Raw genomic sequence first — 26,702 nt, 5'->3', positions numbered from 1 at the left:
ACGTGAGTGAAATCATCGAAACCTGGTTCGACCAGCCCCTGCTGTTCACCATCGCCGAACGTCATGTGCGCGGGCGGCTGGTGCGGCTCGGGCCGACGCTCCAGACGATCATGGGCGCGCATAATTATCCGCCGGTGGCCGAAAAGCTGCTCGCGGAGGCGCTGGTGCTGACCGTGCTGCTCGGTTCGACGCTGAAGGACGAGAATGGCCAGATGACGCTGCAGGCGCAGACCGGCGGCGGCCCCATTGAGCTGCTCGTCTGCGACTATCGCGGCGGCGAACTGCGTGGCTACCTCAAATTCGATGCCGAGCGGCTCGCCGAGGTCGGGGCTGACCCGACCTTGTTCGCGCTGTTCGGCGAGGGCTTCCTTGCGATCACCTTCGATCAGGCGACGACCGCTGAGCGCTATCAGGGCATCGTGCCGCTCGAGGGCGCGTCGATCGGCGAGGCGGCCGAGCATTATTTCGAGCAGTCCGAGCAGATCCCGAGCCTCATCAAGCTCGCCGCGCGCCACGATCCCGAGGCGGGCTGCCTCGCCGGCGGATTGCTCTTGCAGCATCTGCCCGAGGGCGAAGTCGGCCGCGACCGGTTGCACGTGCGCCACGACAATGCCGAATGGGAGCATGCCAAGACCATCGCGGCGACGCTGAAGGACGAGGAACTCACCGATCCGGCGACGTCGCTCGAGACGCTCGCCTGGCGGCTGTTCCACGAGGATGAGGTGCGCGTCGAGCCGGGCATCGGGGTGTCGCGTGGCTGCCGGTGCAGCACCGGCTATTTCGCCGGAGTGCTCGCGCAGTTTCCGGAGGTCGAGCGTGCCGACATGGCCGATGAAAATGGCCGGATCGTTGTCGACTGCGCCTTTTGTTCGCGCTTCTTTCCGATCCCGCTCGATGAAATCTCGACGCACAATCGCGCGGAATAGTGACGGAATTCCCACAAATTTCGGCGACGAGGCGAGGCTGTCCAGCGCCAAGTGGTTGAAAACGCATCCCTGGCTTGCTAACTGAACGGGAACAGGGTCGCATATTCGCTCGCTCGCGGGCGGCCAATGGATAGGTGGAATGGCGATCTTCTCTCCCACATTGCGAATGTCTCTCATCGCGCTCGGCTGCGCCGCGGCAAGCACGGTTCCGGCGCAGGCGCCTTCGCTGGCGATGCTCGATCGCCTCGAAAAAGGCAGCTGGCAGCTTCGCGAACGCGGCAAGGATGCCGTGTTGCAGACGATTTGCGTCGGCGACGCGCGGCGGATGATCCAGATCCAGCATCCACGCTCGACCTGTTCGCGCTATGTCATCGAAGACACGCCGAATTCGGTGACCGTCCATTATACCTGCCCCGGTGCAGGGCATGGCCGCACGAGCATCCGCAGCGAAACGAACCGGCTCGTCCAGATCGACACGCAGGGCATTGCCGAGGGCAGGCCGTTTTCGCAGGCGATCGAGGCGCGCCGCACCGGCGGCTGCTGAGCGAACGAAATATTAACCATGCTGCGTTAAACGAGGTGGAGGGCTTCTTCATATGCCCTTCTCCCTAACGGCTGTCATGCCGAACTGGGCCGTGCGGCAATTGCCTCGCGGCCCATTTTCTTTGATGCGGCGCAGCACTTGCGCGCCCCGCGGCGCGGGCCTATCTGGCGCCGATGCAGAAAGTTTCCGGAAAAACGGTGATCGTCCTCCTGTCGGGCGGCCTGGACTCGATGGTCTGCGCGGGCCTCGCGCGCGAAGCGGGCGCGCGGATCGTCGCGCTCACGATCGATTATAATCAGCGCCACCGCGTCGAATTGGAATCGGCGACACGCATCGCGAACTATGTCGGCGCGGCCGAACATATCGTGCTACCGCTCGACCTTCGCCGGTTCGGCGGCTCGGCGCTGACCGCCGATATCGACGTGCCGAAGGATGGTGTTAGCGACGATGTCCCGATCACCTATGTCCCGGCGCGCAACCTCATCTTCCTGTCGCTGACGCTCGGCCTCGCCGAAGCGCGCCAAGCCCAGGACATTGTCATCGGCGTCAATGCGCTCGATTATTCGGGCTATCCCGACTGCCGCCCCGAATTCATCCAGGGGTTCGAAAAGCTTGCTGCGCTCGCGACGCGCGACGGCGACAAGGGCGTCGACTTCCATATCCACGCGCCGCTCCAGCATATGACCAAGGCCGATATCGCTGCCGAGGCGGCGCGGCTCGGCATGGACGCGGGGATGAGCTGGTCGTGCTACGACCCGACGCCCGAGGGACTGCATTGCGGGTCGTGCGACAGTTGCCGTTTGCGGTCCAAGGGCTTCGCCGACGCGGGGCTCGCCGACCCGACGCGCTACGCCTGAGCCGATGACCTACGCCGTCAAAGAGATTTTCCTCACGCTGCAGGGTGAGGGCGCACAGGCAGGACGCCGTGCCGTCTTCTGCCGCTTTTCCGGCTGCAATTTGTGGACGGGGCGCGAGAAGGATCGTGCCAAGGCGGTCTGCCAGTTCTGCGACACCGATTTCGTCGGCACCGACGGGACCTTGGGCGGAAAATATAAAACGGCGGACGCGCTGGCCGAAGTCATCGCCGAAAGCTGGGGGCGGGGCCGCGACGACCGCTATGTCGTGCTCACCGGCGGCGAGCCGATGTTGCAGGTCGACGCCCCGCTGATCGACGCGCTGCACGAACGCGGCTTCACGATCGCGATCGAAAGCAACGGCACCTTTCCGGTCCCGCGCAGCATTGACTGGATTTGCGTCAGCCCGAAGGCGGGGAGCGAACTGGTGCAAACGAGCGGTGACGAGCTGAAACTCGTCTGGCCGCAACCGGGCAGCGATATCGCGCGGCTCGCGACGCTCGATTTCGAGCATCTGCTCGTCCAGCCGCTCGACGATCCGCACACCGCCGCCAATGTGCAGGCGTGCATCGATCTGGTGATGGACGATCCGCGCTGGCGCCTGTCGTTGCAGACGCACAAAAATCTGGGATTGCGCTAGGGCTATTCGGTCTTTTTCGCGGAGGAATCGGCGGTGATCGCCTTCTTCGCGACCGGCATGTCGACCGCTTCGGGATTGTCGTCGGCTTCGCTTTCGGGCGCAGCCTCATCCGCAGTATCCGCTTCGTCGGTCTTCGCCGCATCCTTCTTGGTGCCATCGTCGGGAACGCTGTTGTCGACCGCGGTGCCGTCGCTGACCGCATCGTCGAGGATGATCATCGAATCGCTCACCGATCCCGGCTGAACCTCGACTGCGTCGAGCTTGGTCGTCGACTTGCCGGCGGTGTCGCCGCCGCCACAGGCAGCGAGTGCGAGCAGGGAGAGCGATGCGAGAAGAGTGCGGGTCATGCGGCGTTCCTAGTCTTTCGGCGAAAGCTTGTCGAGAAAGGCAGGCAGCGTTTGCACGAGTGCCGCATCGACGTCGGCAAAGGATGCGGCCCGGCCGAGCGCCGCGAGGCTCGTCACCGGAAATTCGGCGATGCCGCACGGCACGATGCCGCCGAAATGCGCCAGATCGGGCGCGACGTTGAGCGAAAAGCCGTGCATCGTCACCCAGCGCTTCACGCGCACCCCGATCGCCCCGATCTTGGCCTCGCGGCCGTCGGCGTCGTCGGTCCAGATGCCGATGCGCCCCTCGGCACGCCGCGCCTCGACGCCGAGCAATGCGAGCGCGTCGATCACCCAGCCTTCGAGCGCGGAGACATAGGCGCGCACGTCGCGCCCGCGTTTCGTCAGATCGAGCTGAACATAGCCGACGCGCTGGCCCGGGCCGTGATAGGTATAGCGGCCGCCGCGCCCGGCATCATAAACCGGAAATTGCGGATTGAGCAGCTCGGCGGGATCGGCGCTCGTCCCCGCGGTATAAAGCGGCGGATGCTCGATCAGCCAGATGCGCTCGCCCGCCTCGCCGGCATGGATCGCAGCGGCGCGCGTCTCCATGTCGGCAAGCGCCGCATCATAATCGGTCAGGCCGGGGCTGATGGTCCATTCGGGCGGGGAAGGAGGGGGCATTACGCGGGCTATCTGGCGCGCCGCGGCGCCTCGCGCAAGACCCTCCGTTGCGCTTGCCGACAGGGCTGGACAGGAGCGCCGAAGATCGTCACCTTCGCCGCAACTGGGAAATCGAAAAAATGACGGGGTATCAATGGTAAAATTCGACATGGGCGCCGCGTGGGACGACACGCTGCAACTTCTGAAGTCGCACACGGCGCTGGTCGGCACGATCGCCGGCGTTTTCCTGTTCCTGCCGGCGCTTGCGGTCGCATGGTTCGGCCCGGTGCCGATCGAGCCCGCGGCGGGCGCCGATTTCAATCAGGTCATGGAGACGTTTCGCGAAAGCTTTCGCCAGATGATCCCGGGACAGCTGGCTATCGCGCTCTCAGCGCTCATCGGCACGGCGGGAATCCTGCGGCTCTGGCTGTCGCGGACCGGGACTAGTGTCGGCGAGGCGCTGACCTTCGCACTCACGCTCTTTCCGACGATGCTTGCGATCCAGATATTGTGCGGCATCGTGATCGGCCTCGGCTTCATCCTGTTGCTCGTCCCCGGCCTCTATTTGCTCGGGCGCCTCGCGCTCGTCACCCCCGCCGTGGCCGACCGCAGCCTCTACAACCCCTTCGAGGCGATCCGGACGAGCTGGGACCTGACGCGAGGCAATGGCTGGGCGATCTTCTTTTTCCTTTTCCTCGTTGCGCTGGTGATCGTGATCGCGGCGTTGATCATCGGCGGCGTCGTCTCGGTCATCGCGGGCAGCGACCCGGGATTCGGGCGGATGCTGGGCGGCTTCGTCGAGGCAGTCTTCAGCGCCGTCGGCAGCCTGGCGTCGATTGCCGTTTCGGCGGCTGCCTATCGCCAGCTCGCGCTGCGGACTTCGTCCGACGTGTTTCAGTGATGCGGGTCACCGCCAATAACAATGATGTGTCGCAAATGGGCGAAGCCGGTCAGGCTTTTGCCCGCCTTGGATGGAGTGAGAGTCTGGTTTAAAAACAGGGGGAAGTGACATGACGAAAATGAGTATCGGAGCAGCCTTCTCGGAAACCTTCGCGTTTCTCAAGGCGAATTGGATGCAGATGCTGATCTGGATGGGCGGGGCGCTGCTCGTCGTCGGTCTGCTCGGTTATTTGCTCCTTGGATCGACTTTCTCGGCAATGGCGCTGGCGCCCAACGACCCGTCGCTCGTGATGGGTGCTTTTGGCAAGATTGCTCTTTTCGCGCTGATCGCGGCGGTGATTTTTTACGGCGTTTCGATGCTCATCTGGCGGGGCGGCATGCACCCCGGAGAGGCGCCGAATTTCGCTTGGGCGTTTCAGGCCGGGCCGGCGCTGGCCTTTGGCATGTTGGTGGTGATGATCGCCGCCTATATCGTCATCTTCATCGTCATGTTCGTCCTGACGCTGATTTTCGGCGCGGCGCTTGGCGGCATGGGGGCTTTTTCCCCGGGGATGCTGGAATCGGGCGGAGCGGGCGCGATCGGCGGCGGCGCGATCTTCCTGATAATTATCCTCTACGTCGCGATGATCGTTTTCCTACTGTGGGTGCAGGGGCGCTTCCTGGTTGCCGGTCCTGTCATGGCCAATCAGCTGACGCGCAATCCGGTGACGGGCCTCGGTGAATCGTGGCGGCTGACGGGGCCGTCGCAGTGGACGATCGTCGGCTTCTATCTGCTCTTCACGATCGGCATATTCATCTATGCAATGATCGCGGGCATGATCTTCGGCGGCGTTCTGGGCGCGATTCTCGGCGGTTCGGCGGTGGGCGCGATCCTGACGATGATCGTCATGGCCGCGGTCGTGTACCTGCCGGTCATCATGATTACCTTCTCGATGCCGGTCGGCGTTTATCGCGCTCTCGCACCGCGCGCGTCGGGGGATGTTTTCGCCTGATCGACGCCAACGAAAAATAGAAAGGGCGCCTCCGGCGACGGGGCGCCCTTTTCTATGTCAGTTCCATTTGGCGAGCGGCGGCAGGCTCATCAGGATCGCGTCGATATTGCCGCCGGTCTTGAGCCCGAACAGCGTCCCGCGGTCATAGACGAGGTTGAATTCGGCGTAGCGCCCGCGCCAGATCAGCTGTTCCTCGCGCTCGGCCTCGGTGAAGGGCAGGCCCATCCGGCGCCGCACGATCTGCGGGAAGATGTCGAGGAACGCTTCGCCGACCGCCTGCGTCAGCTGGAAATTGCGGTCGAACTCGGCGTCGTCGCCGCATTCGAGATGGTCGTAGAAAATCCCGCCGACGCCGCGATGGACGCCGCGATGCGGGATATAGAAATAATCCTCGGCCCATTTCGCATAGCGTTCATAAACGTCGGGGCCAAAGGGCGCGCAGGCGGCGCGCAGCCGCGCGTGGAAGGCATCGGTATCTTCCTGATAGGGGATCGGCGGATTGAGGTCGGCGCCGCCGCCGAACCAGCGCTTCGTCGTCGCGAGGAAGCGCGTGTTCATATGCACCGCGGGAACGTGCGGGTTCGCCATATGCGCGACAAGGCTGATTCCGGTCGCGAAGAAGCTCGGGTCTTCGCCGGCGCCATGGATCGACCCGGCAAAGTCGGGGGCGAACTCGCCGGCAACAGTCGAGACGTTGACGCCGACCTTTTCGAACACTTTGCCGGTCATCACGCCGCGCACGCCGCCGCCGCCTTCGCCCGGCGCCAGCCCCTCGGCCTCGCGGTCCCACGGTGTATAGGCAAAGCGGGCGTCGCTACCCGCCTCGGCCTCGATCTTCTCGAATTCGGCACAGATTCGGTCGCGGAGCGATTCGAACCAGTTACGTGCCGTCTGTTGCTGCGGGTCGAGCGAGATCATGCCGGAAAGCCTTTCGTTTGCCTGAGCGCTTCGGCGAGCGCGATGCCAGCCGCGACCGCGACATTCAAGGAGCGAAAGCCCTCGCGCATCGGAATTGCGACCCGTGCCGTGGCCGCATCATGGACATAAGGCGGCACGCCCGAGGATTCGGCGCCGAGCAATAGCAGGTCGCCGGGCTCGAACGTAAAGGCGGGCAGGGGCGTCGCCCCCGCGGTGGTCAACAGTACGAGCCTCCGAGCCGTCTCGGCGCGCCAGTGCGTGAAGTCATTCCAATCGGCGTGCCGGCGCACATTGGCGCGCACCGCATAATCCATTCCCGCGCGCTTCAGCGCGGCGTCGCCAAACGGGAATCCGCACGGCTCGATGATATGCGCGGGCGCGCCGAAGCAGGCGGCGGTGCGCAATATGGTGCCGACATTACCGGCGATGTCCGGCTGAAACAGGGCGATTTCCATGGTGCCCCCATAAAGGCGAAGGCGCCGGGAATCGAGAGGCTTGGCGGCCGTCGCTTGGTACAGTGCGTTATGCGGAAATTGCCTGTTGGCAAGCCCGGACAGTGCGGCTATCAGGCCCGCAATTCCCGGAGGGGCCGCCGGGTTGTGCGCTTTCGTGCGCGTGCAACAGGGCGGCTATAACTTCGAGAACTTTGTTAGTTCACCCATGCAAGGGCAGTCGAATGGCCAGTGAATCTGAACTCAACGCCGGTATCGAGGATGGCGTACGCCGCCGGGATTTCATCAATATTGCGGCGGTGAGTTTCGCTGGTGTCGGTGCGGTCGCCGTGGTGCTGCCGCTGCTCAACCAGATGAACCCGTCGGCCGACGTGCTCGCGCTGTCGACGACCGAAATCGATATTTCGGCGATCCAGCCCGGCCAGGCGATCAAGACCAGCTGGCGCAAGCAGCCTGTGTTCGTCCGCAACCTCGTTGCCAAGGAAATCGCCGAAGCCAAGGCTGTCCCGATGGGCGACCTCCGCGATCCCGAAACGATCGACCAGCGTACCAAGCCCGGCAAGGAAAACTGGCTGATCACCTTGGGCGTCTGCACCCATCTCGGCTGCGTGCCGCTCGGTGCTGCGGAGGGTGAGAACAAGGGCGATTTCGGCGGTTATTTCTGCCCGTGCCACGGTTCGCACTACGACACCGCGGCGCGCATCCGTAAGGGCCCGGCACCCAAGAATCTGGTTGTGCCGCCCTATGAATTCAACAGCGACACCGTCGTGACGATCGGCTGAGGAGCGAGATAAGATGAGCTTTCCCTGGGCCAAACCCTACGAACCGACGCATCCGCTGATGAAGTGGATGGACGAGAAGCTGCCGATTCCGCGCCTCGTCTATAATGCCACGGGTCCCGGCTATCCGGTGCCGCGCAACCTCAACTATTTCTGGAACTTCGGCGTCCTCGCCGGCGCCGCGCTGATGATCCAGATCATCACCGGTATCGTTCTGGCGATGCACTATGCCGCGAACGCGAGCGTCGCGTTCAATTCGGTCGAGCATATCATGCGCGACGTGAACGCCGGCTGGTTCATCCGCTACGCGCATATGAACGGCGCGAGCATGTTCTTCATCGTCGTCTATTTGCACATCTTCCGCGGCCTCTATTACGGTTCGTACAAGGCGCCGCGCGAAATGGTGTGGCTGCTCGGCGTCGTGATCTTCCTCCTGATGATGGCGACCGCCTTCATGGGCTATGTGCTTCCGTGGGGCCAGATGAGCTTCTGGGGCGCGCAGGTGATCACCGGCTTCTTCTCGGCCATACCGATCGTCGGCGAACCGGTGCGCGAATGGCTGCTCGGCGGCTTCGTCCCCGACAACGCCACGCTCAACCGCTTCTTCTCGCTGCACTATCTGCTGCCGTTCGTGATCCTGGGTGTCATCATCCTGCACATCTGGGCGCTGCACATCCCGGGCTCGTCGAACCCGACGGGTATCGAGGTGAAGGACGAACAGGACACCGTCCCGTTCCACCCCTATTACACCGCGAAGGACGGCTTCGGCGTCGGCGTCTTCTTGCTGATCTTTGTCGCGCTGACTTTCTTTAGCCCGAACACGCTCGGCCACGCCGACAACTATATCCCGGCGAACTCGCTTTCGACCCCCGCGCATATCGTTCCCGAATGGTACTTCCTGCCTTTCTACGCGATCCTGAAGGCCTTCACCTTCAACTTCCTGTGGATCGACGCGAAGCTGTGGGGTGTCATTGCGATGTTCGCTTCGATCGCGCTGCTGTTCTTCCTGCCCTGGCTCGACAGCTCGCCGATCAAGTCGTCGAACTATCGCCCGCTGTACCGGGTCTTCTTCTGGATCCTGGTCCTCGACGTGCTGCTTCTCGGCTGGTGCGGCATGCAGCCGGCGGAGCAGCCGTGGGTGTTCGCCAGCCAGATCGGCGCGATCTACTATTTCGCCCACTTCCTGGTGATTCTGCCGATCGTGTCGCGGATCGAACGCCCGCTTCCGATGCCGAATTCGATTACCGAAGCGGTCCTCGCCAAACACGCCACCGACACCTCGTCGGCTTCGGCAACGGCCTGAGCGCCGGACTCTAATAGGAGCTGATACAGCTATGGTTCGTCCGCTCGGTTTTCTCGTCGGTCTCGGTTTCATTGCCGCGCTGGTGCTCGCGATCTTCACGACGCCCTGGTCCAATGAACCGAATGTCGCGCACGAGTTTCACAAGCATCCCCGGCATCTGAAGCTGGCCAGCGATGGCATCGTCCTGCCGCATTGGGACAAGGCCCAGCTGCAGCGCGGGATGCAGGTGTACAAGGAAGTCTGCTCGGCTTGTCACAGCCTGAACCTCGTTGCCTTCCGCGACATTGCGGACCTTGGCTACACCGAAGGCCAGATCAAGACCTTCGCCAAGGGTTTTCAGGTTCCGTCGGTCAACCCCGACACGGGTGAGCCGGCAACGCGCGATGGCCTGCCGTCGGATTATTTCCCGTCGCCCTATGCGAATGAAGTCGCCGCGCGTGCTGCCAACAACAACGCGCTGCCGCCCGATCTCTCGCTGATCACCAAGGCCCGCGAAGGCGGCAAGGATTATATCTATTCGCTGCTGACGGGCTTCCAGAATCCGCCGAAGAATCTTCCCGCGGAACTGAAGCCGGGCACGGGGCTGCACTACAACCCCTATTTCGCGAACCTCAACCTCGCGATGGCCCCGCCGCTGGCGCCCAATCAGGTCACCTATGCCGACGGCACCAAGGCGACGGTCGACCAGATGTCGAAGGACGTCACCGCGTTCCTCGTGTGGACCGCCGAACCGAAGCTGATCAAGCGCATCCAGGTGGGTTATGCAGTCTTCTTTTTCCTGCTGATCTTCACCGTGCTGACGTACCTGTCGTACCGGAACATCTGGGCCGACAAGAAGCATTGAGGGCATAGCGGAGGGCGGCCAACATGATCGCCCTCCCGCCCCAACCGGACCTCGACCTCGCGTCGCTCGTCCGCACCATCCCGGACTTTCCCAAGCCGGGCATCCAGTTTCGCGATATCACGACGCTGATCGGCGATGCCGCCGGTTTTGCCGAAAGCGCGCGCCGGCTGAGCGCGCTCGCCGCCGTTCACCGTCCCGACTTCATCGTCGCGGTCGAGGCGCGCGGCTTTCTGTTCGGCGCCGCGATGGCGACCGCGATGGGCCTCGGCGTCGTTCCCGTGCGCAAGGCAGGTAAGCTGCCCGGCGTCACCATCGGCGTCGACTATGAACTCGAATATGGCGTCGATCGCCTAGAGCTGCACGAAGGTGCGGTGCTGCCGGGCCACCGCGTCGTCCTTGTCGACGACCTCCTCGCGACCGGCGGGACGATCCTCGCCACCGCCGCGCTGATGCGGAGTGTCGGGGCCGAGGTCGCGGCCGCGCTATTCGTGATCGACCTGCCCGATCTCGGCGGATCGCAGCGGCTCGAAACGGCGGGGCTGGCCTGCGAAACATTGATCGCCTTCGACGGCGATTAGGGTTCCGACCCTAGGGTATTCAGGCCGCCATGTCGGCCATCGCCGCATCGGCTTCGACACAGAAGAGCGCACGCGCTTTCCCGCCCGCCTTGGCGCGGTAGAGCGCGGCATCGGCGCATGCCAGAAGCCGTTCCAGCTCGACCCCCAGCTTGGGCGCCGTTGCAATCCCGACGCTGACCGATATCGACATCGAAATATCGTCGACCAGATAGGGCTTGCTTATCTCTCGGATGATCCGGCGGGCGAGCAGTTCGGCCTCGCTGTCGTCGCCTACTCCGACCTGCAGCACGATGAATTCATCGCCGCCGAGGCGCGACACGACGTCTTCGCTGCGCACCATCCCTTCCAGACGGCGCGCGACCTGTTCGAGCAGCGCATCGCCGGCGGGATGGCCGTAGCGGTCGTTGATCGCCTTGAAACCGTCGAGGTCGAGGAAATGGAGCGCGACCTGGTTTTTCGCGCGCAGCGCCGTCGCGGTGTGAAACTGGAACTGCTCGCGCAGCAGCAGGCGGTTCGAAAGGCCGGTGAGCGCGTCGGTTCGGGCCAACTTCGCCATGTCGTGCCGCGCGGTGTGATGCTCGACCGCCGACCGATAGAGATGGACCACGGTCTGGAGGCTGAGCCCGGTGATCATCGCGACGATGAATGCCTCGATCAGGAACAGCTCGCCGTGCAGCGGAATGGGATGCGCGTCGAAAGCGTGAAGCGCGAGGGCCACGATCGTGGGTATGGTCGCGATCAAAAGGCTGGTGACGCAGATTTTCGGCCGAACCGATGTCCGCGAAACGATGCCCGCGCCAAAGCTGAAGACCAGGCTGACCGTGATGAGGTGCAGCAGCGGATAATGCGACGATATGGCGATGACGTTGAGCAGCGCGAGAAGGATCGCCGACGCATAATTGCCGATCGCATAGCGACGTTCCCAGCGCCTTAGGGCAACGAAATCGCCGACGGGCCCCGCGCGAAACCAGGCGCGGATTGTGGCCAGGCGAACAAAGGTGGTGACGGCGCCCAGCCCGGCGAGGGCGAGAAGGAAGGGGTTGTCGAGCTCCCGGCCGACCAGGAGGCATATCCCGACAAAAACGATTCCGAGTCCGAATATCGGGACCCACATGCTGAATAGCATGGCGACGAAATCGCGATACACGGGGAGTGGAAGAGCCGCCGGGCTTGGGAAAATGTGCAAGCGCGAAGGGGGCTGGATCGGTGCGGGGGAATCCGATCGTCTCATAACGTGGATCGTGCGCTCATAAGGTTAAGGTTCGGTAACGGCGGCCTAGGTTCGAGGCAAAGAAAAAGCCCGCGCCCGAGAGCGCGGGCCCGTCGCCCCCGTGGCAATGCCGAGGTTTAGAAGGGCACCCAGTTCTGTTTCTTGCGGAACTTCATATAGCCGGCGTTCACGCCAAGCCGCGCGCCGACCCCGACGCGGATCGGGATCAGGACGACGTCGCCGCGGCGCATATAGCTCGCGTTGAAGCCGCCGACCAGATAGGCGGCGCCTTCGCCCGCGGGGAAGCGCTTGTAGAGGTCCTCGCTGTCGAACAGATTATAGACGAGGACAAAGGTATTGCCCGCATTGGCGCCGGCGTCGAACCCGATCGACGGGCCGGTCCAATAAGCGGGCAGTTCGCCCTCGATCTTGTGATGCAGCGTCCCTGAGCCGTAACGCACGCCGAGCACCAGCGCGCCGCCGGCCTCGCGCCCGACAATATAGGCGTTGGGCTCGCCCTGCTTCTTCAATATGTCCTCTATCAGCCCCGCAAGCCCTTGCGCGCCCTTACCGAACACCCCTTCGGCAGCTCCGATCAGATCGTCCTTCTTATAGGTTGACCCGGGCGTCGCCGCGATCGTGGTCGCCGAGACGTCGGCGCTGGCCGCGGTGCCGTCCATGGGCGGTGTCTCGCTGGTCTGCTGGTCGCCCGTTGCAAGGTCGCTATCGTACGACGTGCCGACCGTCGAATCGCTCGATACCGGCGGCGGTGCAGGATTGTTGAGATCGGAATCGATTGCGGTGCTGTTGGGATCGACTTCGCGCATCTGCGCGGCTGCGGGAAGCGGCGTCAGCGCGAGGCCGAGCGATGCCATTGCTGCCAAGGCAAGGCTGGTAATCGTTTTGCGCATATTGGACCCCCAAAGATCGAGCGGCGCACACGCGCCATATTCTGCGTTAATCATGACTCGCTTTCGCGCTCGAGCAATGAACCGGCGATGACTTGAGTCGAATTTACGCCAGGCCGAATCATCCGGGCGACGAAATGCCTGCTTCGACACCAAAATTGCACAATCTTTGCCGTTGCGGGGTGCGAAGTGCATGGCTATAGCGACCCGCCTAGGCCAGACTGTCGTTAGCGCGACAGGCCATGCGGAGACGTGGGTGAGTGGCTGAAACCAACGGTTTGCTAAACCGTCGTACTGGTAAATCCGGTACCGAGGGTTCGAATCCCTCCGTCTCCGCCACTATTTCCCTAGTTTCAACCCGACTGGATAAGGGCCTCCGTGCCAACTTGGTCGCGGTTAGTTCCGGTCATCGGACAATTCCGGCTTGAGGAAGGTCGGGGGTAATTGCAGTTTGATCGGCAGGGTTCTTGCCAACTGCGCTGAGGATGCGAATCCCGGCCTTCTTGATTTCGTGAATAATGAGTTCATACTCAGCCCGCCCGGCAGACAGTTTCCCTTAACGCGCGGGGTGGTTTTAAGGGTTCGTGCCTGGCGATGACCGTGGGGGGCTCCGCTGCCAATTGGTGCGACATGCGCGTCCTGATCATAGAGGACAACGATCGTCTGGCGGGGCTCGTTTCGCATGGCCTGGCTCAGCATGGATTCAGCGGGGATGGCGTCGGGAATATCGACGAAGCCGAGGTCGCTCTTGCCAGCGTGACATATGATGCGGTGATTCTGGACCTGGGGCTGCCGGATGGTGATGGGCTCGAGTGGTTGCGCCGCGAACGGCCGGGTCATCCCCTGCCGCCTGTCCTGATCTTGACCGCGCGCGACGGGATGGGGGATCGGATCGCCGGGCTTGATGGCGGGGCGGACGACTATCTCGTCAAACCTGTAGAAATCGAGGAGCTCGCCGCCCGCCTTCGCGCGCTCCTGCGCCGGCCGGGAACGCGCAGCCTGCCGATCATCAGGGCCGGGAAGCTGGCGTTCGACGTGGCGGCGCGGACGGCGCGGAGCGGCGACAACGCCATCGAACTGACCCGCCGCGAAGCCGATTTGCTGGAACTGCTGATCCGCCGGGCTGGAGCCGTCGTGCGCCGGTCGACCATCGAGGAAGCGCTGTACCGGTTCGACGAACCCGTGACGCCCAATGCGGTCGAGGCCATTGTGTCCCGGCTTCGCCATAAGCTGAGCGATGCCGATCATCCCGACCGGCTCGTGACCGTCCGCGGAATGGGCTATCTGCTTCGGGACTACGGGGATTAAAGCGCCGCATTCCGTATCGCGCCGGCTGACGCGCGGCCTTGCATGGACCGGCGTGTTCGGCGGTCTTGCGTTGATCATTTTCGTCAGTTTCGATGTCGAGGTGATGCTCGAGCAAAAGTCGTCGGCAGATGGCTGGCGCGGCGAATGGCTCGAAATCGCGGAACATGTCGTCCTGCCGCTCCTCCTGCTTATGGTGCCGATGTTTTTCGCGGTCCGATGGGTCATTCGGACATCGCTCGCCCCGCTGAGCACGGCGGCTGCCCACACGGATTCGGTGGTGGGCACCGACCGCGGCTTCCGTGTCAATCTTGAGGAATTTCCCCTCGAAACACAGCCCTTCGCGCGCGCACTGAACGATCTGCTGGCGCGCCTCGACGACGTCGCGGAGCAGCGCGAGGCCTTTGCCGCCAATGTCGCCCACGAACTGCGGACGCCGCTGGCGATCCTGATGATCGAACTGGACCGACTGGGTTCGCCCGACGCTCTCCGGCTCAAGAAGGACGTTGCCGCGATGAAGCGGCTCGTCGGTCAGATCATGATGATGGCGCAGGTGGAGGCCCATGTGGCGCGCCCTGTCTCTCACGATATCGTTTCCCTGCCGGACGTTGCGATGGATGTGACCAACCGCTTTGCACCGCTGGCGGCCGAGCAGGGCAGGCATGTCGCGCTGGCGGTCGAGGGCGAGCCCATCGTTTCGGGAATCAGGGAAACGCTCGCGGCGGCGGTGTCGAACCTGGTGGAAAATGCGCTGCGCGTGACCCCCGAGGGCGGAACGGTCGTGATCGCGGTCGGGCCGGATGCCCGCATATGTGTCAGGGATGAGGGGGCTGGCTTGTCGTCTGCGGACCTTGCGGCGCTCAGCCAGCGGTTCGCTCGCGCCGATCATGCGAACGCCGGCGGGGCGGGCCTGGGCCTCGCGATCGTGGCGCGAATTGCCGAAATCCACCATGCCAGGCTGATTACAAATCCTGACCGAAAAGAAATTGGCTTGTTATTTCAAGGCGCCTACCAAATTGCTGACCAATCCGATCGTCAGCTAAGTTAACCGTCAGGTTGGCGTCAGCTTAGGCGCATAGTCTTAACGGGACCGATTCGTTTCATAACAAAAAGAGTGCCTTCTCGCACGGGTCGCGGCGGCGGGAAGGGGTCGAGCGGGCGTATGTTTGTCGGCGCGTGCCTAGGCAAGTACCCGTGGGGGACAAATCCGTGGCGAATGAAGCAGGTGAGATTTTGGTCGCGGATAGCCATCCGCTTTGCCGCGAAGGACTGACTACACTTTTCGCGCGAAATCTCGGCCTATCCAATCTGATCGAAGCTTGGGACTTTCCCTCCGTCATCGCCCGAATGGCGTCGCGGCGATCGATCGATCTTGTGACGATAGATCTCGGCTTGCCGGGAATGCACAAGCGCGAAGGCTTGCGCGATCTGCGCGTTAAATATCCAGAGGTGCGTGTCGTCGTCGTGGCCGCGTCGCGGGACCGCGAGATGGTGCTCGACGCGCTCGGCGCGGGCGTCCACGGCTTTATTCCAAAGGATTTTCCGGTCCACGAGATGGCAGACGCATTAAGAAAGGTGCTGGCGGGGCAGATATATGTGCCGCCGTTCCTTTCCGATCTGAACGCCCGGAAGGCGAGCATCGTCGACGACGATGGCGGTGCGTACGAGACGGCGCTGACCGGGCGTCAATTCGAGGTTCTCAACCTCCTCGCCGCCGGACGCTCGAACAAGGAAATTGCGCGGCTCCTGTGCATCGCCGAGGGAACCGTGAAGGTTCACATCGCCGCGGCATTTCGTATGCTCGGTGTCCACAACCGGGTCAGCGCGGTCGCCGTGATGCAGGCGCGGGCGTTCAACGACAGCGCGGACGAGACATATCTGCCTGGCCTTCTCGAAGAGAAGCGCGGAAGGCCGATGTTGCAGCGCAATTTCAGCGGGGTTTCCCAAATCTCGTACCGGCGCTGAGCGGAGTTTCATCGCCATTCGCCGACCATCTTCGCGGTCGCCCCAAACCAGCTCGCTTCCCTCTTTTGCCTTGCCCGCCTGCCAAGGGTCCGTTGGACTGCGCCTTGCGCGATCGTCACCTATATGAAAAGGACTATATAGATTGTGACACCGTATTAGAGCGCGTGAATATAGAACGGCGGGAATGTAATAGGTCACCAGTCCAACTCGACGACGGCGCTCGTTAAGACTTAGCTTGCAACCACAAAATCCGCAGATCGACCGCGTACTGTGAGTCGAAAATCGAGCCGACTGGTGTGCGGCGCGCGCGGGTTTACTGCAGGGAGGTAAGCATGGTTACGTATATCCGCAGCGATCTCGACTTCATTTTGGCCCAGATCAAGATTGCCGAAGCCCATGCCGCCGGTCAGCCGCTTTACGGCCCGGGCGGACTTATCCCCGCGTATAATCTTTCCTTCGGATTGCGTACGGTCGACGGCAGCAACAACCACCTGCTTCCCGGCCAGGAAAAATGGGGTGCGGCGGACGTCCAGTTCCCGTCGTTGCTCGATCCGGTTTACCGGCCGGCCGACGGCACGCTATTCGACCCCGACGGGCCTGGACCGGCCCCGGCGATGCCGACGCAGGCAAATTATAATCCGTCGAACGATCCTGACTCGCTCGTCTTCGACAGCAGCCTGCGGACAATCTCCAACCTGCTCGTCGATCAGACGCTGGGCAATCCCGCCGCGATCCTAGAGGGGCTGGACCGGGCGGGTAGTGCTGATCCACTGACTGATCTGGCGGCGATTACGGCGATCTATCAGACCTTCAAACCGGCCTCCGACGCGGAATATCAGGCGCGCGTGGTCAAGGAGAACGCACGGGTCGCAGCCAATGAGCTGGACGATGGCGACCCCCTTACGCCGCCGAGTGCCGAGGAACAGGCGGCGCTGGATGCGTTGGCCGCCGCGACCGCCGCGCACGACCTGACCGTCGCCGATCTGGAGGCCGCGCGCGTCGTTCGCGACGCCGCGCTTGTGCCCTATGGTCTCGCGATGGACGGCGACAATGTCCATCTTCCTAACGTTTCGCCCGATGTCGGCCTGTCGGCCTCGTTCAACTCGTGGTTCACCCTGTTCGGTCAATTCTTCGATCATGGTCTTGATCTGGTAAATAAGGGTGGCAGCGGCACCGTCTTCATTCCGCTCCAGCCCGATGATCCGCTCTATGTCCCGGGCAGCCACACCAACTTCATGGTGCTGACCCGCGCCACGGTTTCGGCGGGCACCGACGGCATCATGGGAACCGCCGACGATGTGCGGCCGGTCAACACGACGACATCTTACGTCGATCAGAACCAGACCTATGCTTCGCATGCCTCGCATCAGGTGTTCCTGCGCCAATATGAAGTGAATGCGGCGGGCCATCCGGTCGCGACCGGCAAGCTGATCGAGGGTGCCGGCGGCTCCCCCGGCGGCATGGCGACGTGGGGCGAGGTCAAGGAACAGGCGCTGATGCTCGGCATCCTGCTCACCGATCAGGACGTCGGCAAGGTGCCCTTGCTGCGGACCGACGCCTACGGCAATTTCATCCCTAACGCTGCAGGCTATGCGCAGGTGATCACGGGTATCGGCGGCGACGGAATTCCGAACACGGCCGATGATGTCGTGATTTCGGGTACGCCGTTGGCGCCGGTGGGTCTTGCCACCGCGATTCGCACCAACAGCGCTTTCCTCGCCGACATCGCCCACACCGCGGTGCCGAACGGCATCGAAGACGGTGACATCACGATCGGCCTGCAGAACCCGGGCAACAACCCGCTGGTGTATGATGATGAATTGCTCGACGCGCATTTCATGGCGGGCGATGGCCGGGTGAACGAGAATATCGGCCTGACCGCGGTCCACCATGTCTTCCATGCCGAGCATAACCGCCTGGTCGAGCACACCAAGGAGGTCGTCCTGGCCACTGGGGATCTCGCATTCCTCAACGAATGGCTGGCCGACGACGTCGCGGCGCTGCCGACCACGCCGGCACAGATCGACGCGCTGGTATGGGACGGCGAACGCTTGTTCCAGGCCGCGAAATTCGGCACCGAGATGCAGTATCAGCACCTCGTGTTCGAGGAATTCGCGCGCAAGGTCCAGCCGCAGGTCGACTTCTTCATCGTGCCCGACGGGTTCGACACCACGATCAATCCGGACATCGTCGCCGAATTCGCGCACGTCGTCTATCGTTTTGGCCACTCGATGCTGACCGAAGATATCTCGCGGTTCGGCCCGACCTTCACGCCCGACGACATCAGCCTGATCGACGGCTTCCTGAACCCCATAGCGTTCAACGGGGTTAACGGCGCCATCGCCGACGGCTTGGCTGCGGGCGACATCATCCGCGGCATGACGCGTCAGGTCGGCAACGAGATCGACGAATTCGTCACCAGCGCGCTGCGCAACAATCTGCTCGGCCTGCCGCTCGATCTCGCGACGATCAACCTTGCCCGCGGCCGCGACACCGGCGTTCCCTCGTTGAACGCCGCGCGCCGCGAATTCTATGAGGTGACGAACAATGACGCGCGGCTGAAACCCTATGAGAGCTGGGTCGATTTCGCCGGCAATCTCAAGAATGAGGCGTCGATCATCAACTTCGTCGCGGCTTATGGCACGCATTCGCTGATCACCGGCGAAACGACGGTAGAGGGCAAGCGCGCCGCGGCGATGGCGATCATCTTCGGCACCGATCAGGTGGTGCTGGGTGATCCCGACGATCCGTTGGACGATCGCGTGATTCTGGCGGCCGATGCGCCCGATGCGCTCGACTTCCTCAATGGCGAAGGGGCATGGACCAGCCTGCCAAACGGGGTCACGACCACCGGGCTCGACAATGTCGACCTGTGGATCGGCGGCCTCGCCGAAAAGATCCTGCCCTTTGGCGGCATGCTTGGCTCGACCTTCAACTTCGTCTTCGAAGTGCAGATGGAACAGCTGCAGAATGCTGACCGCTTCTATTATCTGCAACGCCTCGATGGCATGCACCTGTTTGGCGAGTTGGAAGGCAATTCCTTTGCCAGCATGATCATGCGGCATACCAACGCCACGCATCTGCCTTCGGACGTCTTCTCCACCCCAGGTCTGATCCTCGAGGTCGATATCACCAAACAGTTCAACGATCTGAACGGCGACGGTGTGCTCGAAAGCACAGATCCGGCGGGTGGTGGCATCCTGACGCCGCTGGTGGTGCGCAACAATCCCAGCACCGTGGGTCCCGACAACAACTATCTTCGCTATACCGGCGATGAGCACGTCGTTCTCGGTGGCACCGAAGGCGCCGACATCCTCATTGCAAGCGAGGGTGACGACACGCTGTTTGGCGACGGCGGTAACGATACGATGGAAGGCGGCGCCGGCAATGACATCTTCAACGCCGGTGCGGGCGACGACGTGGTCCGCGACATCGGCGGCGACGACAACATCAAGCTCGAGGACGGGCATGATGTAGTCAACACCGGTCCCGGACTCGATCTGGTGATGGGCGGAAGAGGCCAGGACTTCATCGTGCTTGGCACCGACGCCGGAACGGAGGTGTTCGCCGGTGAAGGCAATGACTTCATCCTTGGCAACATCACCGCCGAACGCATCCTCGGTAACGAGGGTGACGACTGGATCGAACATGGCACCTTCGACGGCGCGCCCGGCGACAATTTCGACGAAATTTTCGCGCAGGATGGTGTCGTGGGCCATGATGTGTTCTTCGGGCTCGGCGGCTTCGACGAGTTTATCGCCGAAGGCGGCGATGACATCATGGTCGGCAGCCCCGGCCGCGCCAAGATGGCGGGCATGTCGGGTTGGGACTGGGCGATTTATAAGAATAACAACGCCGGCACCGACGCCGACCTGACGCGCGGGATCGTGTTCGACGAGAATCCGACGCCGCCGGCAAATGCGACGCAAGATGCGTATGAAAGCGTCGAAGGGCTGTCGGGGTCGCGGTTCAACGATATCCTATCGGGTTCCAACGTCACCGCGGCAGAACGCGCGCCCTTCGATCCCGATCCGACGATCAGCGGATCGGAAGGCTATCGGGGAAGCAACCTCGACGCCGCGGGCATCGCCCGCATCGCCGGGCTCCAGGCCGTGGTCGGCGCAGGTGTCACCTCGTATAATGCCGGCGACATCATCCTCGGCGGCGACGGCAGCGACCTTATCCGGGGCAACGCCGGCGACGACATCATCGATGGCGACAAATGGCTGAATGTGCGGATCAGCGTTCGCCAGAATGTCGGCCCCGATGGCGGCACCGGCGCGGAAATCGCGACCGCCGATAGCATGAGCGAACTGGTGACGCGGATGTTCAACCGGACATTCAATCCTGGTCAGTTGGTTATCGTCCGCGAAATCCTGACCGACACCACGGCGGGCGATACGGACATCGCCGTGTTCTCCGACCTTCGGGCCAATTATGACATCACCTATAATGCCAATGGCACGATCAGCGTGGCGCACGCGCGCGGCACGCAGCTCGACGGCACCGACAATTTGCGCAACATCGAACGCATGCGGTTCTCGGATGTTGAGATCGCGGTGAATCAGCCGGCGACAGGGCAGCCCGTCATCAGCGACCTGACGCCGACCGAAGGCCAGTTGCTGACGGTGAACACCGCGGCGATCGCCGATCCGAACGGGCTGGGGGCGTTCAGTTACCAGTGGCAGCAGTCGGCTGATGGTGTGACCTGGGCGAATATCGCCGGGGCCACCGCTGCGACCTTCACGCCCGACGACAATGCCGGCCTCGTGTTCGGCGACCAGGCGGGGCTTCGGCTGCGCGTCGCGGTGAGCTTCACCGATGGCGGTGGTACGGCCGAACAGGTCATATCCGCCGCGACCGGACCGACCGGGGTCAACTGGGACGGCAATGGCGCGAACAACAATCTGATCGGCACCGCCGGTGACGATATCGGCGATGGCGGCGGCGGCAATGATACGATGTCGGGCAACGACGGTAACGACCAGCTGAATGGCGATGCCGGCAACGACACCATCTCCGGCGGTCAGGGCAACGATGTGCTGAACGGCGGCGGCGGTAACGACACCGTTACCGGTGGTCTTGGTAACGACACGATGACCGGTGGGGCAGCGAATGACACGCTGACTGGCGGCGCGGGGAATGACAGCATCGACGGCAATGGCGGCGACGACGTCGCGGTGTTCGTCGGAGCGGTCGGAAACTATACCGTCACGACCACCGGAACCTCGCTTGTCGTCACCGACAACACCGGCGCCGAGGGCGTCGATACGGTGAGCAATGTCGAAACGCTGCGCTTCAATGGCGTCGACTATGACGTTGTCACCGGAACCGCTGGCAATAACAACAACCTCAACGGCGCCGGTGGTGCCGGGGGGTCGCAGGCGGTGTTCGGATTTGCGGGCAACGACACGATCAATGGCGGCGCCGGCAACGACATCGTCAATGGCGGCGACGGGACCGATACCGTAACGCAGACCGGAGCCACCGGTGGCAGGGATCTGGTCGATGGCGGCGCCGGCACGGATACATTCGTGCTCAACGGTGTGGCTGGTGCGGAAACCTTCCGCATCTATGCCCGGGCCGCAGCTGAAGCCGCGGGCATGACCGGACTGAATGCCAACACGGAAATCGTCGTTACGCGCAACGGCACCGGGAACGCGCAGATTGTGGCCGAACTCGACAATATCGAGGAGATCAACGTCAACGCCCTGAATGTGTCGTCGCCCGGAGGCGTCCCGCCGGGTGGCACAGGAGGGAACGGTGGCGACACGATCCTCGTCATCGGCGATTTCAACCCGACCAGCCTCAACTTCAACACGATCACCGTCAACGGTGGCCGGGGCGCCGACACGGTCGATATATCCGGACTCACCTCCGAGCATCGGCTGGTATTCAACACCGGCGGCGGTGGCGATCAGGTTATCGGCGATACGCGGCCGCAAGATGTGATCAATTCCGGCAGTTCCGGAAATGGCCACGGCGGCGGTTCTGCCCATCAGCAGGACAACCCCTTCCAGATGATCCGGGCACTGATCGACGACTGGGTGGACGGAAACGGGCGCTTCGCTCGGATGTATGTCGACGGCGACTATCCGTTTGCTTGACCAGCTCGGCGCCGGGACCTCCCCCCCTCCCGGCGCCACCTTTTTCGAAAATCAGGGAGGATTGCATGCGTCTGTTCTGGATGCCCGTTCCACCGGCATTGTCAGAAGCCGTCCGCGCCTGTCGGACTCACTTCATCCTCGCAGCAACGTTCAGTGCGCTGATCAACATCCTCTATCTCGCACCGACCATCTACATGATGCAGGTCTATGACCGGGTTGTGCCGACCAATGGCGTATTGACGCTGGTCTTCATCACCGTTGTCGTCGGCGTTGCGATCGCCACGCTGTCGGCGCTCGATGCGATCCGGGTGCGATTGATGGCCCGCGCGTCGCTGCGCCTCGACCGATTGCTCTCGGGCGAGATATTGGACCGGCTGCTGGCACGGTCGCGCGCGCGGCCCGGCGACCCTTCGACCCATCAGGCGATGCGCGAATTCGACCTCTTGCGTCAATCGCTTGCGGGACCGGCGGCGACCGCCTTGTTCGACGTCCCGTGGACGCCGCTTTACCTCTTGGTGGCCTTCCTCATCCACCCGATTTTGGGAGTGCTGGTGCTCGGTGCCGGAGGCGTGCTGGTCTCGCTGGCGATCGCCAATGAAAGGCGCAGCAAGGCAAAGGCCGAAGAGGCGCATCACGCCAATGCGGCGGCCTATGAAACGCACGAAGCGATGCTGCGCAGGGCCGAGATCGTACGCGCGCTCGGGATGCGGCGCGCGCTGGTCTCGCGCCATATCCAGCAGCGCAGCGTCGGGCTGAACGCCGTCGCCGATCTCCAGTTTTCGGGCAGCCGCTACAATTCGCTCGTCAAATTCGTGCGGATGTTCATGCAATCCTTCGCGCTGGGCGTCGGTGCTTGGCTCGCCATCAACGGGCAGATTTCGGTCGGCGCGATCATCGCCGCCTCGGTGCTGCTCAGCCGCGCCCTGCAGCCGATCGAGCAGCTCGTCGGCCTCTGGCCAAACATCGTCCAGTCGCGCCAGGCGATTCAGACGCTCGGCAGACTGTTCGATCAGGCGGCCGGTCCGGCCCAACGCACCACTTTGCCCGATCCAGAGGGGCAGGTCGAACTCCAGGGCGTTGTCGTCCGCAATGCCGAAGGCAGCGCGATCCTGCTCAAGAATATATTTTTGAAACTCGCTCCCGGCGAGGTGCTGGGTGTTGTCGGCCCGTCCGGAGCGGGCAAGACGACCCTCGCGCGCGTCGTCGCGGGTGCGCTGCCGCCCGACCTCGGCGAAATCAGGGTCGATGGTGCCAGTATGGCCGATTGGGATGCCGAACAGCTTGCGCAGCATATCGGCTATCTCCCGCAGGATTGCGGCCTGCTTCCCGGAACGATCAGCGAAAATGTCTCGCGCTTCGCCGTCGCGCGCGGCATTTCGCAGGCGGTCGTTGACGAACTGGTCGTGAAGGCTGCGCGCATGGCGGGCGTCCACGAGCTGATCCTGCACCTGCCAGGCGGCTACGACACTTATATCGAAGGCAACGGGCACCGGCTGTCGGCGGGGCAGGCGCAACGCGTCGCGCTGGCACGCGCGCTCTATGGCAGCCCGCGCATTCTGGTGCTCGACGAGCCCAACTCGGCGCTCGACAGCGACGGCGAAGAAGCACTGTCGCGAGCGATCGGTGCGGCAAAGTTGCACGGCGCGGCGATTATGATCGTCGCCCACCGTGCGGCCGTTCTGGCCAGCGCCGACCGGCTGGCGATCCTCGCCGACGGCGCGATCGTCGGGGTGGGACCACGCGACGAAATCCTCCAGGCGCTGCAGAATTCGGCGGCAAAGCAGAATGTCGTTCCAATCCATGAAGGAGCGCGGCCATGACCGACATGACCTGGAAACCGCCGATGGGCGGCGATCACCCTTCGGGCCATGATTCCGCCGATCGCCCGCATCGCGAACTACGCATCGGCGGCCTCATCGTGGCCTTCTTCTTTGTCGGGATGCTCGGATGGGCGTCGCTGACCCCGCTCGATGCCGGTGCCTATGCGCCCGGCGTGATCGCGGTGTCGGGCAGTCGTCAGGCGGTTCAGCACCGCGAAGGCGGGATTGTGACCGAGCTCCACGTCGTCGAGGGGCAAACGGTCAAAAAGGGCGAGCCGCTCCTTACGATCTCGGCGTCGGAGCTGGTGGCGGCCGAACGTGGACTGACCGGCGAAGTCATCGCTTTGCTGGCGCAGCGTGCGCGTCTGGTCGCCGAATTGGGCGGTCTGCGAAGCGTCGCCGAACCGGCGGAATTTGCCTCGCTGGCGCCCGAAAACCGGGAGTTGGCGGCCGAAGCCTTGCGCGGCCAGCGCCAGCTGTTCGAAGCGCGGCGTAATTCCGTGCACACACAGCGCAACGTCTTGCGCCAGCGGATGCGCCAGCATTCTGAACAGATCAACGGCTACAGCTACCAGATGAATTCCAACAAGGTGCAGCAACAGCTGATCGGCGAAGAGCTGGATGGCCTGCGCGCCCTGCTTCCGAAAGGCTTTGTATCGATCAACCGGGTTCGCGGCATGGAACGATCCGCGGCTGAACTCGACGGCTCCTATGGCGCATATCGCGCCGACATCGCCCGCTCCTCCGAAGCGATCGGCGAGGCGCAGATGCAGATGGTCGGCATAGACAAGCAGATGCTCGAAGAGGTGGCGACACAGAAGCAGGCGGGGCAGGTTCGCCTCGACGAACTTCAGCCCAAGCTGATCGCGGTGCGCGAACAGCTGGCCCGGTCGACCGTGCGTGCTCCCGCAAGCGGCCGGGTGGTGGGGCTTAAAATCTTCACCGTCGGCGGCGTCGTTTCGGCGGGCGACACACTAATGGAGATCGTTCCGCAAGACCGCGCCCTCGTCATCGATGGCAAGGCATCGCCCACCGACGCCGATGACCTTGCGCCGGGGATGGAGACGCAGATCCGCTTTACCGCGTTGCAGGAACGCAACTTGCCGATCCTTGTCGGTCAAATTTCCAAAATTTCGGCCGACAGCTTCGAGGACGAGCGTTCGGGAATGCGCTATTTCAAGATCGAGCTGGTCGTGCCGCCCAGCGAACTCGCGAAACTCCGGCGTGTTCGCGAGGATGGCGGGCTTCGTGCCGGCCTGCCCGTCGACATCATGATCCCGCTGCGCAAACGGACCGCGCTCTCCTACCTCATCGAACCGCTCACCCAGACGCTCTGGATGGCGGGGCGCGAGAATTAGGCCCGGCCCATCGATCGGAAATCGATGGCATAAGACCTCATCTGGCCGATGATCCGGAATCATATTGTAATTGCGAATCGTTCTCGATAATGGCCATGCGTCCTTTTGGTAGAGCTTCCGGATGCATGCACCCACAACCCCGCGACCGGCGACGAAGAAAAGTCGGAAAGCCTTTTGGCTGAAACAGCTGCACATGTGGCACTGGATGAGCTCGGCCGTCAGCCTGATCGGCCTGCTGCTGTTCGCGATCACCGGGTTCACGCTTAATCACGCGGCCGACATCGAAGGGTCGCCGGTCGTCATTCAGAAATCGGCGCAAATGCCGCCGGCGTTGCTGACGCGCCTGAAGGCGGCGGTTCCCGACACCGAAAAGGCGCCGCTGCCCCCTGCCGTCGCCGAATGGGTCGAGCAGAGTTTTCCGGTAAAGGCAGCGAGCGAGGCCGAATGGTCGGCCGATGAAGTCTATCTGCCCGCACCGCGCCCGGGCGGCGACGCGTGGGTCGCGATCGACCTCGCGACCGGCGCGGCGTCGAGCGAGGTCACCAGCCGTGGCTGGATCTCCTATCTCAACGACCTCCACAAAGGTCGCAATTCGGGCGGCGAGTGGAGTCTGTTCATCGACATCTTCGCCTTCGCCTGCCTCATCTTTGCGATCACCGGTTTGATTCTGCTCTGGTTGCATTCGGCGAAGCGCAAGAGCACCTGGCCGCTCGTCGGCATGGGGCTCGCGATCCCTGCCGCCATCGCCGTCATCTTCATTCACTAGGGAGACCAGTCCATGCAGCTTTCCACTCCAGCGCGCATCCTCGGCGGCACGATCGGCCTCGGCGCCGTGCTCGGCGCGCCCGCCTTCGCCGCCGATCCGGGCGCGATGGACGTCACGATCAACATCCCGCGGCTGAAGGTCGCCGAATATCACAAGCCCTATGTCGCGATCTGGGTCGAGAAAGCCGGTGCGTCGGCGAAGACGGTCGCTGTCTGGTACGATTATGACATGAAGGCGAACGAGGGCACCAAATGGCTTCGCGACGTGCGCCAGTGGTGGCGCGCCGCGGGCCGCTCGATGACCTTCCCCGCGAACGGCATCACCGGCGCGACGCGCGCGCCCGGCGCGCACAAGGTCTCCTTCTCGCGCGCACAGCTCGGTGCCGCCGCGCCCGGCCAGTACACGCTGGTGATCGAGGCGGCGCGCGAGGTTGGCGGCCGCGAACTTCTGCGCATCCCCTTCACCTGGCCCGCGAAGGCCGGGGCGGGCGGGCGCGCCGCTGGAACGACTGAACTGGGCGCCGTCTCGGTCGCCTTCCGTTAAA

Annotated in this window: 24 protein-coding genes and 1 tRNA gene; 19 read left to right on the top strand and 6 right to left on the bottom strand. The window is 63.3% G+C overall.

Annotated features, from left to right (window positions below):
* Positions 1 to 2: 2 nt before the first annotated feature.
* The 4 genes from hslO (at position 3) to queE (ending at position 2,964) form a co-directional block, all read left to right on the top strand.
* Positions 3 to 926: an Hsp33 family molecular chaperone HslO gene (gene hslO / locus V8J55_RS14465; RefSeq protein ID WP_336446309.1), complete on the top strand. Its 924-nt coding sequence runs from the start codon at positions 3 to 5 to the stop codon at positions 924 to 926.
* A gap of 139 nt (positions 927 to 1,065) precedes the next feature.
* Complete coding sequence (locus tag V8J55_RS14460) at positions 1,066 to 1,470, top strand: hypothetical protein (RefSeq protein ID WP_336446308.1); 405 nt, start codon at positions 1,066 to 1,068, stop codon at positions 1,468 to 1,470.
* Positions 1,471 to 1,643: 173 nt separating this feature from the next.
* On the top strand, positions 1,644 to 2,327 hold the full coding sequence (gene queC, locus V8J55_RS14455; RefSeq protein ID WP_336446307.1) for a 7-cyano-7-deazaguanine synthase QueC: 684 nt from the start codon (positions 1,644 to 1,646) through the stop codon (positions 2,325 to 2,327).
* Positions 2,328 to 2,331: 4 nt separating this feature from the next.
* Positions 2,332 to 2,964 carry a 7-carboxy-7-deazaguanine synthase gene (gene queE / locus V8J55_RS14450; protein ID WP_336446306.1) on the top strand — a complete coding sequence of 211 codons (633 nt, stop codon included), beginning with the start codon at positions 2,332 to 2,334 and terminating at the stop codon, positions 2,962 to 2,964.
* Between the two features lie 2 nt (positions 2,965 to 2,966).
* On the opposite strand, the gene V8J55_RS14445 is transcribed toward queE, so the two are convergent.
* Both V8J55_RS14445 and lipB read right to left on the bottom strand, forming a co-directional pair.
* Positions 2,967 to 3,311 (bottom strand): hypothetical protein, encoded by a 345-nt coding sequence (locus tag V8J55_RS14445; RefSeq protein WP_336446305.1) that lies wholly within the window; start codon positions 3,309 to 3,311, stop codon positions 2,967 to 2,969.
* A 9-nt stretch (positions 3,312 to 3,320) separates the two neighbouring features.
* On the bottom strand, positions 3,321 to 3,974 hold the full coding sequence (gene lipB / locus V8J55_RS14440; protein ID WP_336446304.1) for a lipoyl(octanoyl) transferase LipB: 654 nt from the start codon (positions 3,972 to 3,974) through the stop codon (positions 3,321 to 3,323).
* Between the two features lie 133 nt (positions 3,975 to 4,107).
* Here lipB and V8J55_RS14435 point away from each other — a divergent pair, with 133 nt between their 5' ends.
* Both V8J55_RS14435 and V8J55_RS14430 read left to right on the top strand, forming a co-directional pair.
* Positions 4,108 to 4,854 carry a hypothetical protein gene (locus V8J55_RS14435; protein WP_336446303.1) on the top strand — a complete coding sequence of 249 codons (747 nt, stop codon included), beginning with the start codon at positions 4,108 to 4,110 and terminating at the stop codon, positions 4,852 to 4,854.
* A 109-nt stretch (positions 4,855 to 4,963) separates the two neighbouring features.
* Positions 4,964 to 5,845, top strand: coding sequence for a hypothetical protein (locus V8J55_RS14430; RefSeq protein WP_336446302.1), 882 nt, complete (start codon positions 4,964 to 4,966; stop codon positions 5,843 to 5,845).
* A gap of 57 nt (positions 5,846 to 5,902) precedes the next feature.
* Here V8J55_RS14430 and hemF read toward each other — a convergent pair whose 3' ends face one another.
* A complete protein-coding gene (hemF, locus tag V8J55_RS14425) occupies positions 5,903 to 6,763 on the bottom strand; it encodes an oxygen-dependent coproporphyrinogen oxidase (protein ID WP_056374349.1) in 861 nt (286 codons plus the stop codon).
* Positions 6,760 to 7,218: a tRNA (cytidine(34)-2'-O)-methyltransferase gene (locus V8J55_RS14420; RefSeq protein WP_336446301.1), complete on the bottom strand. Its 459-nt coding sequence runs from the start codon at positions 7,216 to 7,218 to the stop codon at positions 6,760 to 6,762. Before V8J55_RS14420 ends, hemF begins: the two co-directional genes overlap by 4 nt.
* Before the next feature lie 221 nt (positions 7,219 to 7,439).
* Here V8J55_RS14420 and petA point away from each other — a divergent pair, with 221 nt between their 5' ends.
* Genes petA through V8J55_RS14400 form a run of 4 tightly spaced genes read left to right on the top strand, consistent with a single transcriptional unit; the run spans position 7,440 to position 10,719 of the window.
* Entirely contained in the window at positions 7,440 to 7,997 is a 558-nt protein-coding gene (gene petA, locus V8J55_RS14415) for a ubiquinol-cytochrome c reductase iron-sulfur subunit (RefSeq protein WP_336446300.1), read from the top strand.
* A 13-nt stretch (positions 7,998 to 8,010) separates the two neighbouring features.
* Positions 8,011 to 9,297 carry a cytochrome b gene (locus tag V8J55_RS14410; protein WP_336446299.1) on the top strand — a complete coding sequence of 429 codons (1,287 nt, stop codon included), beginning with the start codon at positions 8,011 to 8,013 and terminating at the stop codon, positions 9,295 to 9,297.
* 31 nt (positions 9,298 to 9,328) lie between these two features.
* Positions 9,329 to 10,141 (top strand): cytochrome c1, encoded by an 813-nt coding sequence (locus V8J55_RS14405; protein WP_336446298.1) that lies wholly within the window; start codon positions 9,329 to 9,331, stop codon positions 10,139 to 10,141.
* 23 nt (positions 10,142 to 10,164) lie between these two features.
* Positions 10,165 to 10,719, top strand: a complete 555-nt coding sequence (locus V8J55_RS14400) for an adenine phosphoribosyltransferase (protein WP_336446297.1) — start codon at positions 10,165 to 10,167, stop codon at positions 10,717 to 10,719.
* A gap of 19 nt (positions 10,720 to 10,738) precedes the next feature.
* Here V8J55_RS14400 and V8J55_RS14395 read toward each other — a convergent pair whose 3' ends face one another.
* Both V8J55_RS14395 and V8J55_RS14390 read right to left on the bottom strand, forming a co-directional pair.
* Entirely contained in the window at positions 10,739 to 11,833 is a 1,095-nt protein-coding gene (locus tag V8J55_RS14395; RefSeq protein ID WP_336446296.1) for a GGDEF domain-containing protein, read from the bottom strand.
* 233 nt (positions 11,834 to 12,066) lie between these two features.
* Positions 12,067 to 12,840 carry a DUF1134 domain-containing protein gene (locus tag V8J55_RS14390; protein WP_336446295.1) on the bottom strand — a complete coding sequence of 258 codons (774 nt, stop codon included), beginning with the start codon at positions 12,838 to 12,840 and terminating at the stop codon, positions 12,067 to 12,069.
* Positions 12,841 to 13,083: 243 nt separating this feature from the next.
* On the opposite strand from V8J55_RS14390, the gene V8J55_RS14385 reads away from it, so the two are divergent.
* The 9 genes from V8J55_RS14385 to V8J55_RS14345 all read left to right on the top strand — a co-directional run bounded on the left by V8J55_RS14385 (position 13,084) and on the right by V8J55_RS14345 (position 26,701).
* A tRNA-Ser gene (locus V8J55_RS14385) sits at positions 13,084 to 13,176 on the top strand.
* A 291-nt stretch (positions 13,177 to 13,467) separates the two neighbouring features.
* Positions 13,468 to 14,145, top strand: a complete 678-nt coding sequence (locus tag V8J55_RS14380) for a response regulator transcription factor (protein WP_336446294.1) — start codon at positions 13,468 to 13,470, stop codon at positions 14,143 to 14,145.
* Positions 14,146 to 14,197: 52 nt separating this feature from the next.
* Complete coding sequence (locus tag V8J55_RS14375) at positions 14,198 to 15,190, top strand: sensor histidine kinase (RefSeq protein WP_336446293.1); 993 nt, start codon at positions 14,198 to 14,200, stop codon at positions 15,188 to 15,190.
* Positions 15,191 to 15,318: 128 nt separating this feature from the next.
* Positions 15,319 to 16,107, top strand: coding sequence for a response regulator transcription factor (locus tag V8J55_RS14370; protein ID WP_336446292.1), 789 nt, complete (start codon positions 15,319 to 15,321; stop codon positions 16,105 to 16,107).
* Positions 16,108 to 16,439: 332 nt separating this feature from the next.
* On the top strand, positions 16,440 to 22,214 hold the full coding sequence (locus V8J55_RS14365) for a peroxidase family protein (RefSeq protein ID WP_336446291.1): 5,775 nt from the start codon (positions 16,440 to 16,442) through the stop codon (positions 22,212 to 22,214).
* A 65-nt stretch (positions 22,215 to 22,279) separates the two neighbouring features.
* Entirely contained in the window at positions 22,280 to 24,034 is a 1,755-nt protein-coding gene (locus tag V8J55_RS14360) for a type I secretion system permease/ATPase (RefSeq protein ID WP_336446290.1), read from the top strand.
* Positions 24,031 to 25,392 carry an HlyD family type I secretion periplasmic adaptor subunit gene (locus tag V8J55_RS14355; protein ID WP_336446289.1) on the top strand — a complete coding sequence of 454 codons (1,362 nt, stop codon included), beginning with the start codon at positions 24,031 to 24,033 and terminating at the stop codon, positions 25,390 to 25,392. Before V8J55_RS14360 ends, V8J55_RS14355 begins: the two co-directional genes overlap by 4 nt.
* 121 nt (positions 25,393 to 25,513) lie before the next feature.
* Complete coding sequence (locus V8J55_RS14350; protein WP_336446288.1) at positions 25,514 to 26,158, top strand: PepSY-associated TM helix domain-containing protein; 645 nt, start codon at positions 25,514 to 25,516, stop codon at positions 26,156 to 26,158.
* A 12-nt stretch (positions 26,159 to 26,170) separates the two neighbouring features.
* Positions 26,171 to 26,701: a DUF2271 domain-containing protein gene (locus V8J55_RS14345; protein ID WP_336446287.1), complete on the top strand. Its 531-nt coding sequence runs from the start codon at positions 26,171 to 26,173 to the stop codon at positions 26,699 to 26,701.
* Position 26,702 lies beyond the last annotated feature (1 nt).

Source organism: Sphingopyxis sp. CCNWLW2 (assembly GCF_037095755.1).
Lineage (GTDB): Bacteria > Pseudomonadota > Alphaproteobacteria > Sphingomonadales > Sphingomonadaceae > Sphingopyxis.
The sequence above is the reverse complement of the archived record's forward strand: the minus strand, read 5'-3'. Positions and strand labels throughout refer to the sequence as shown.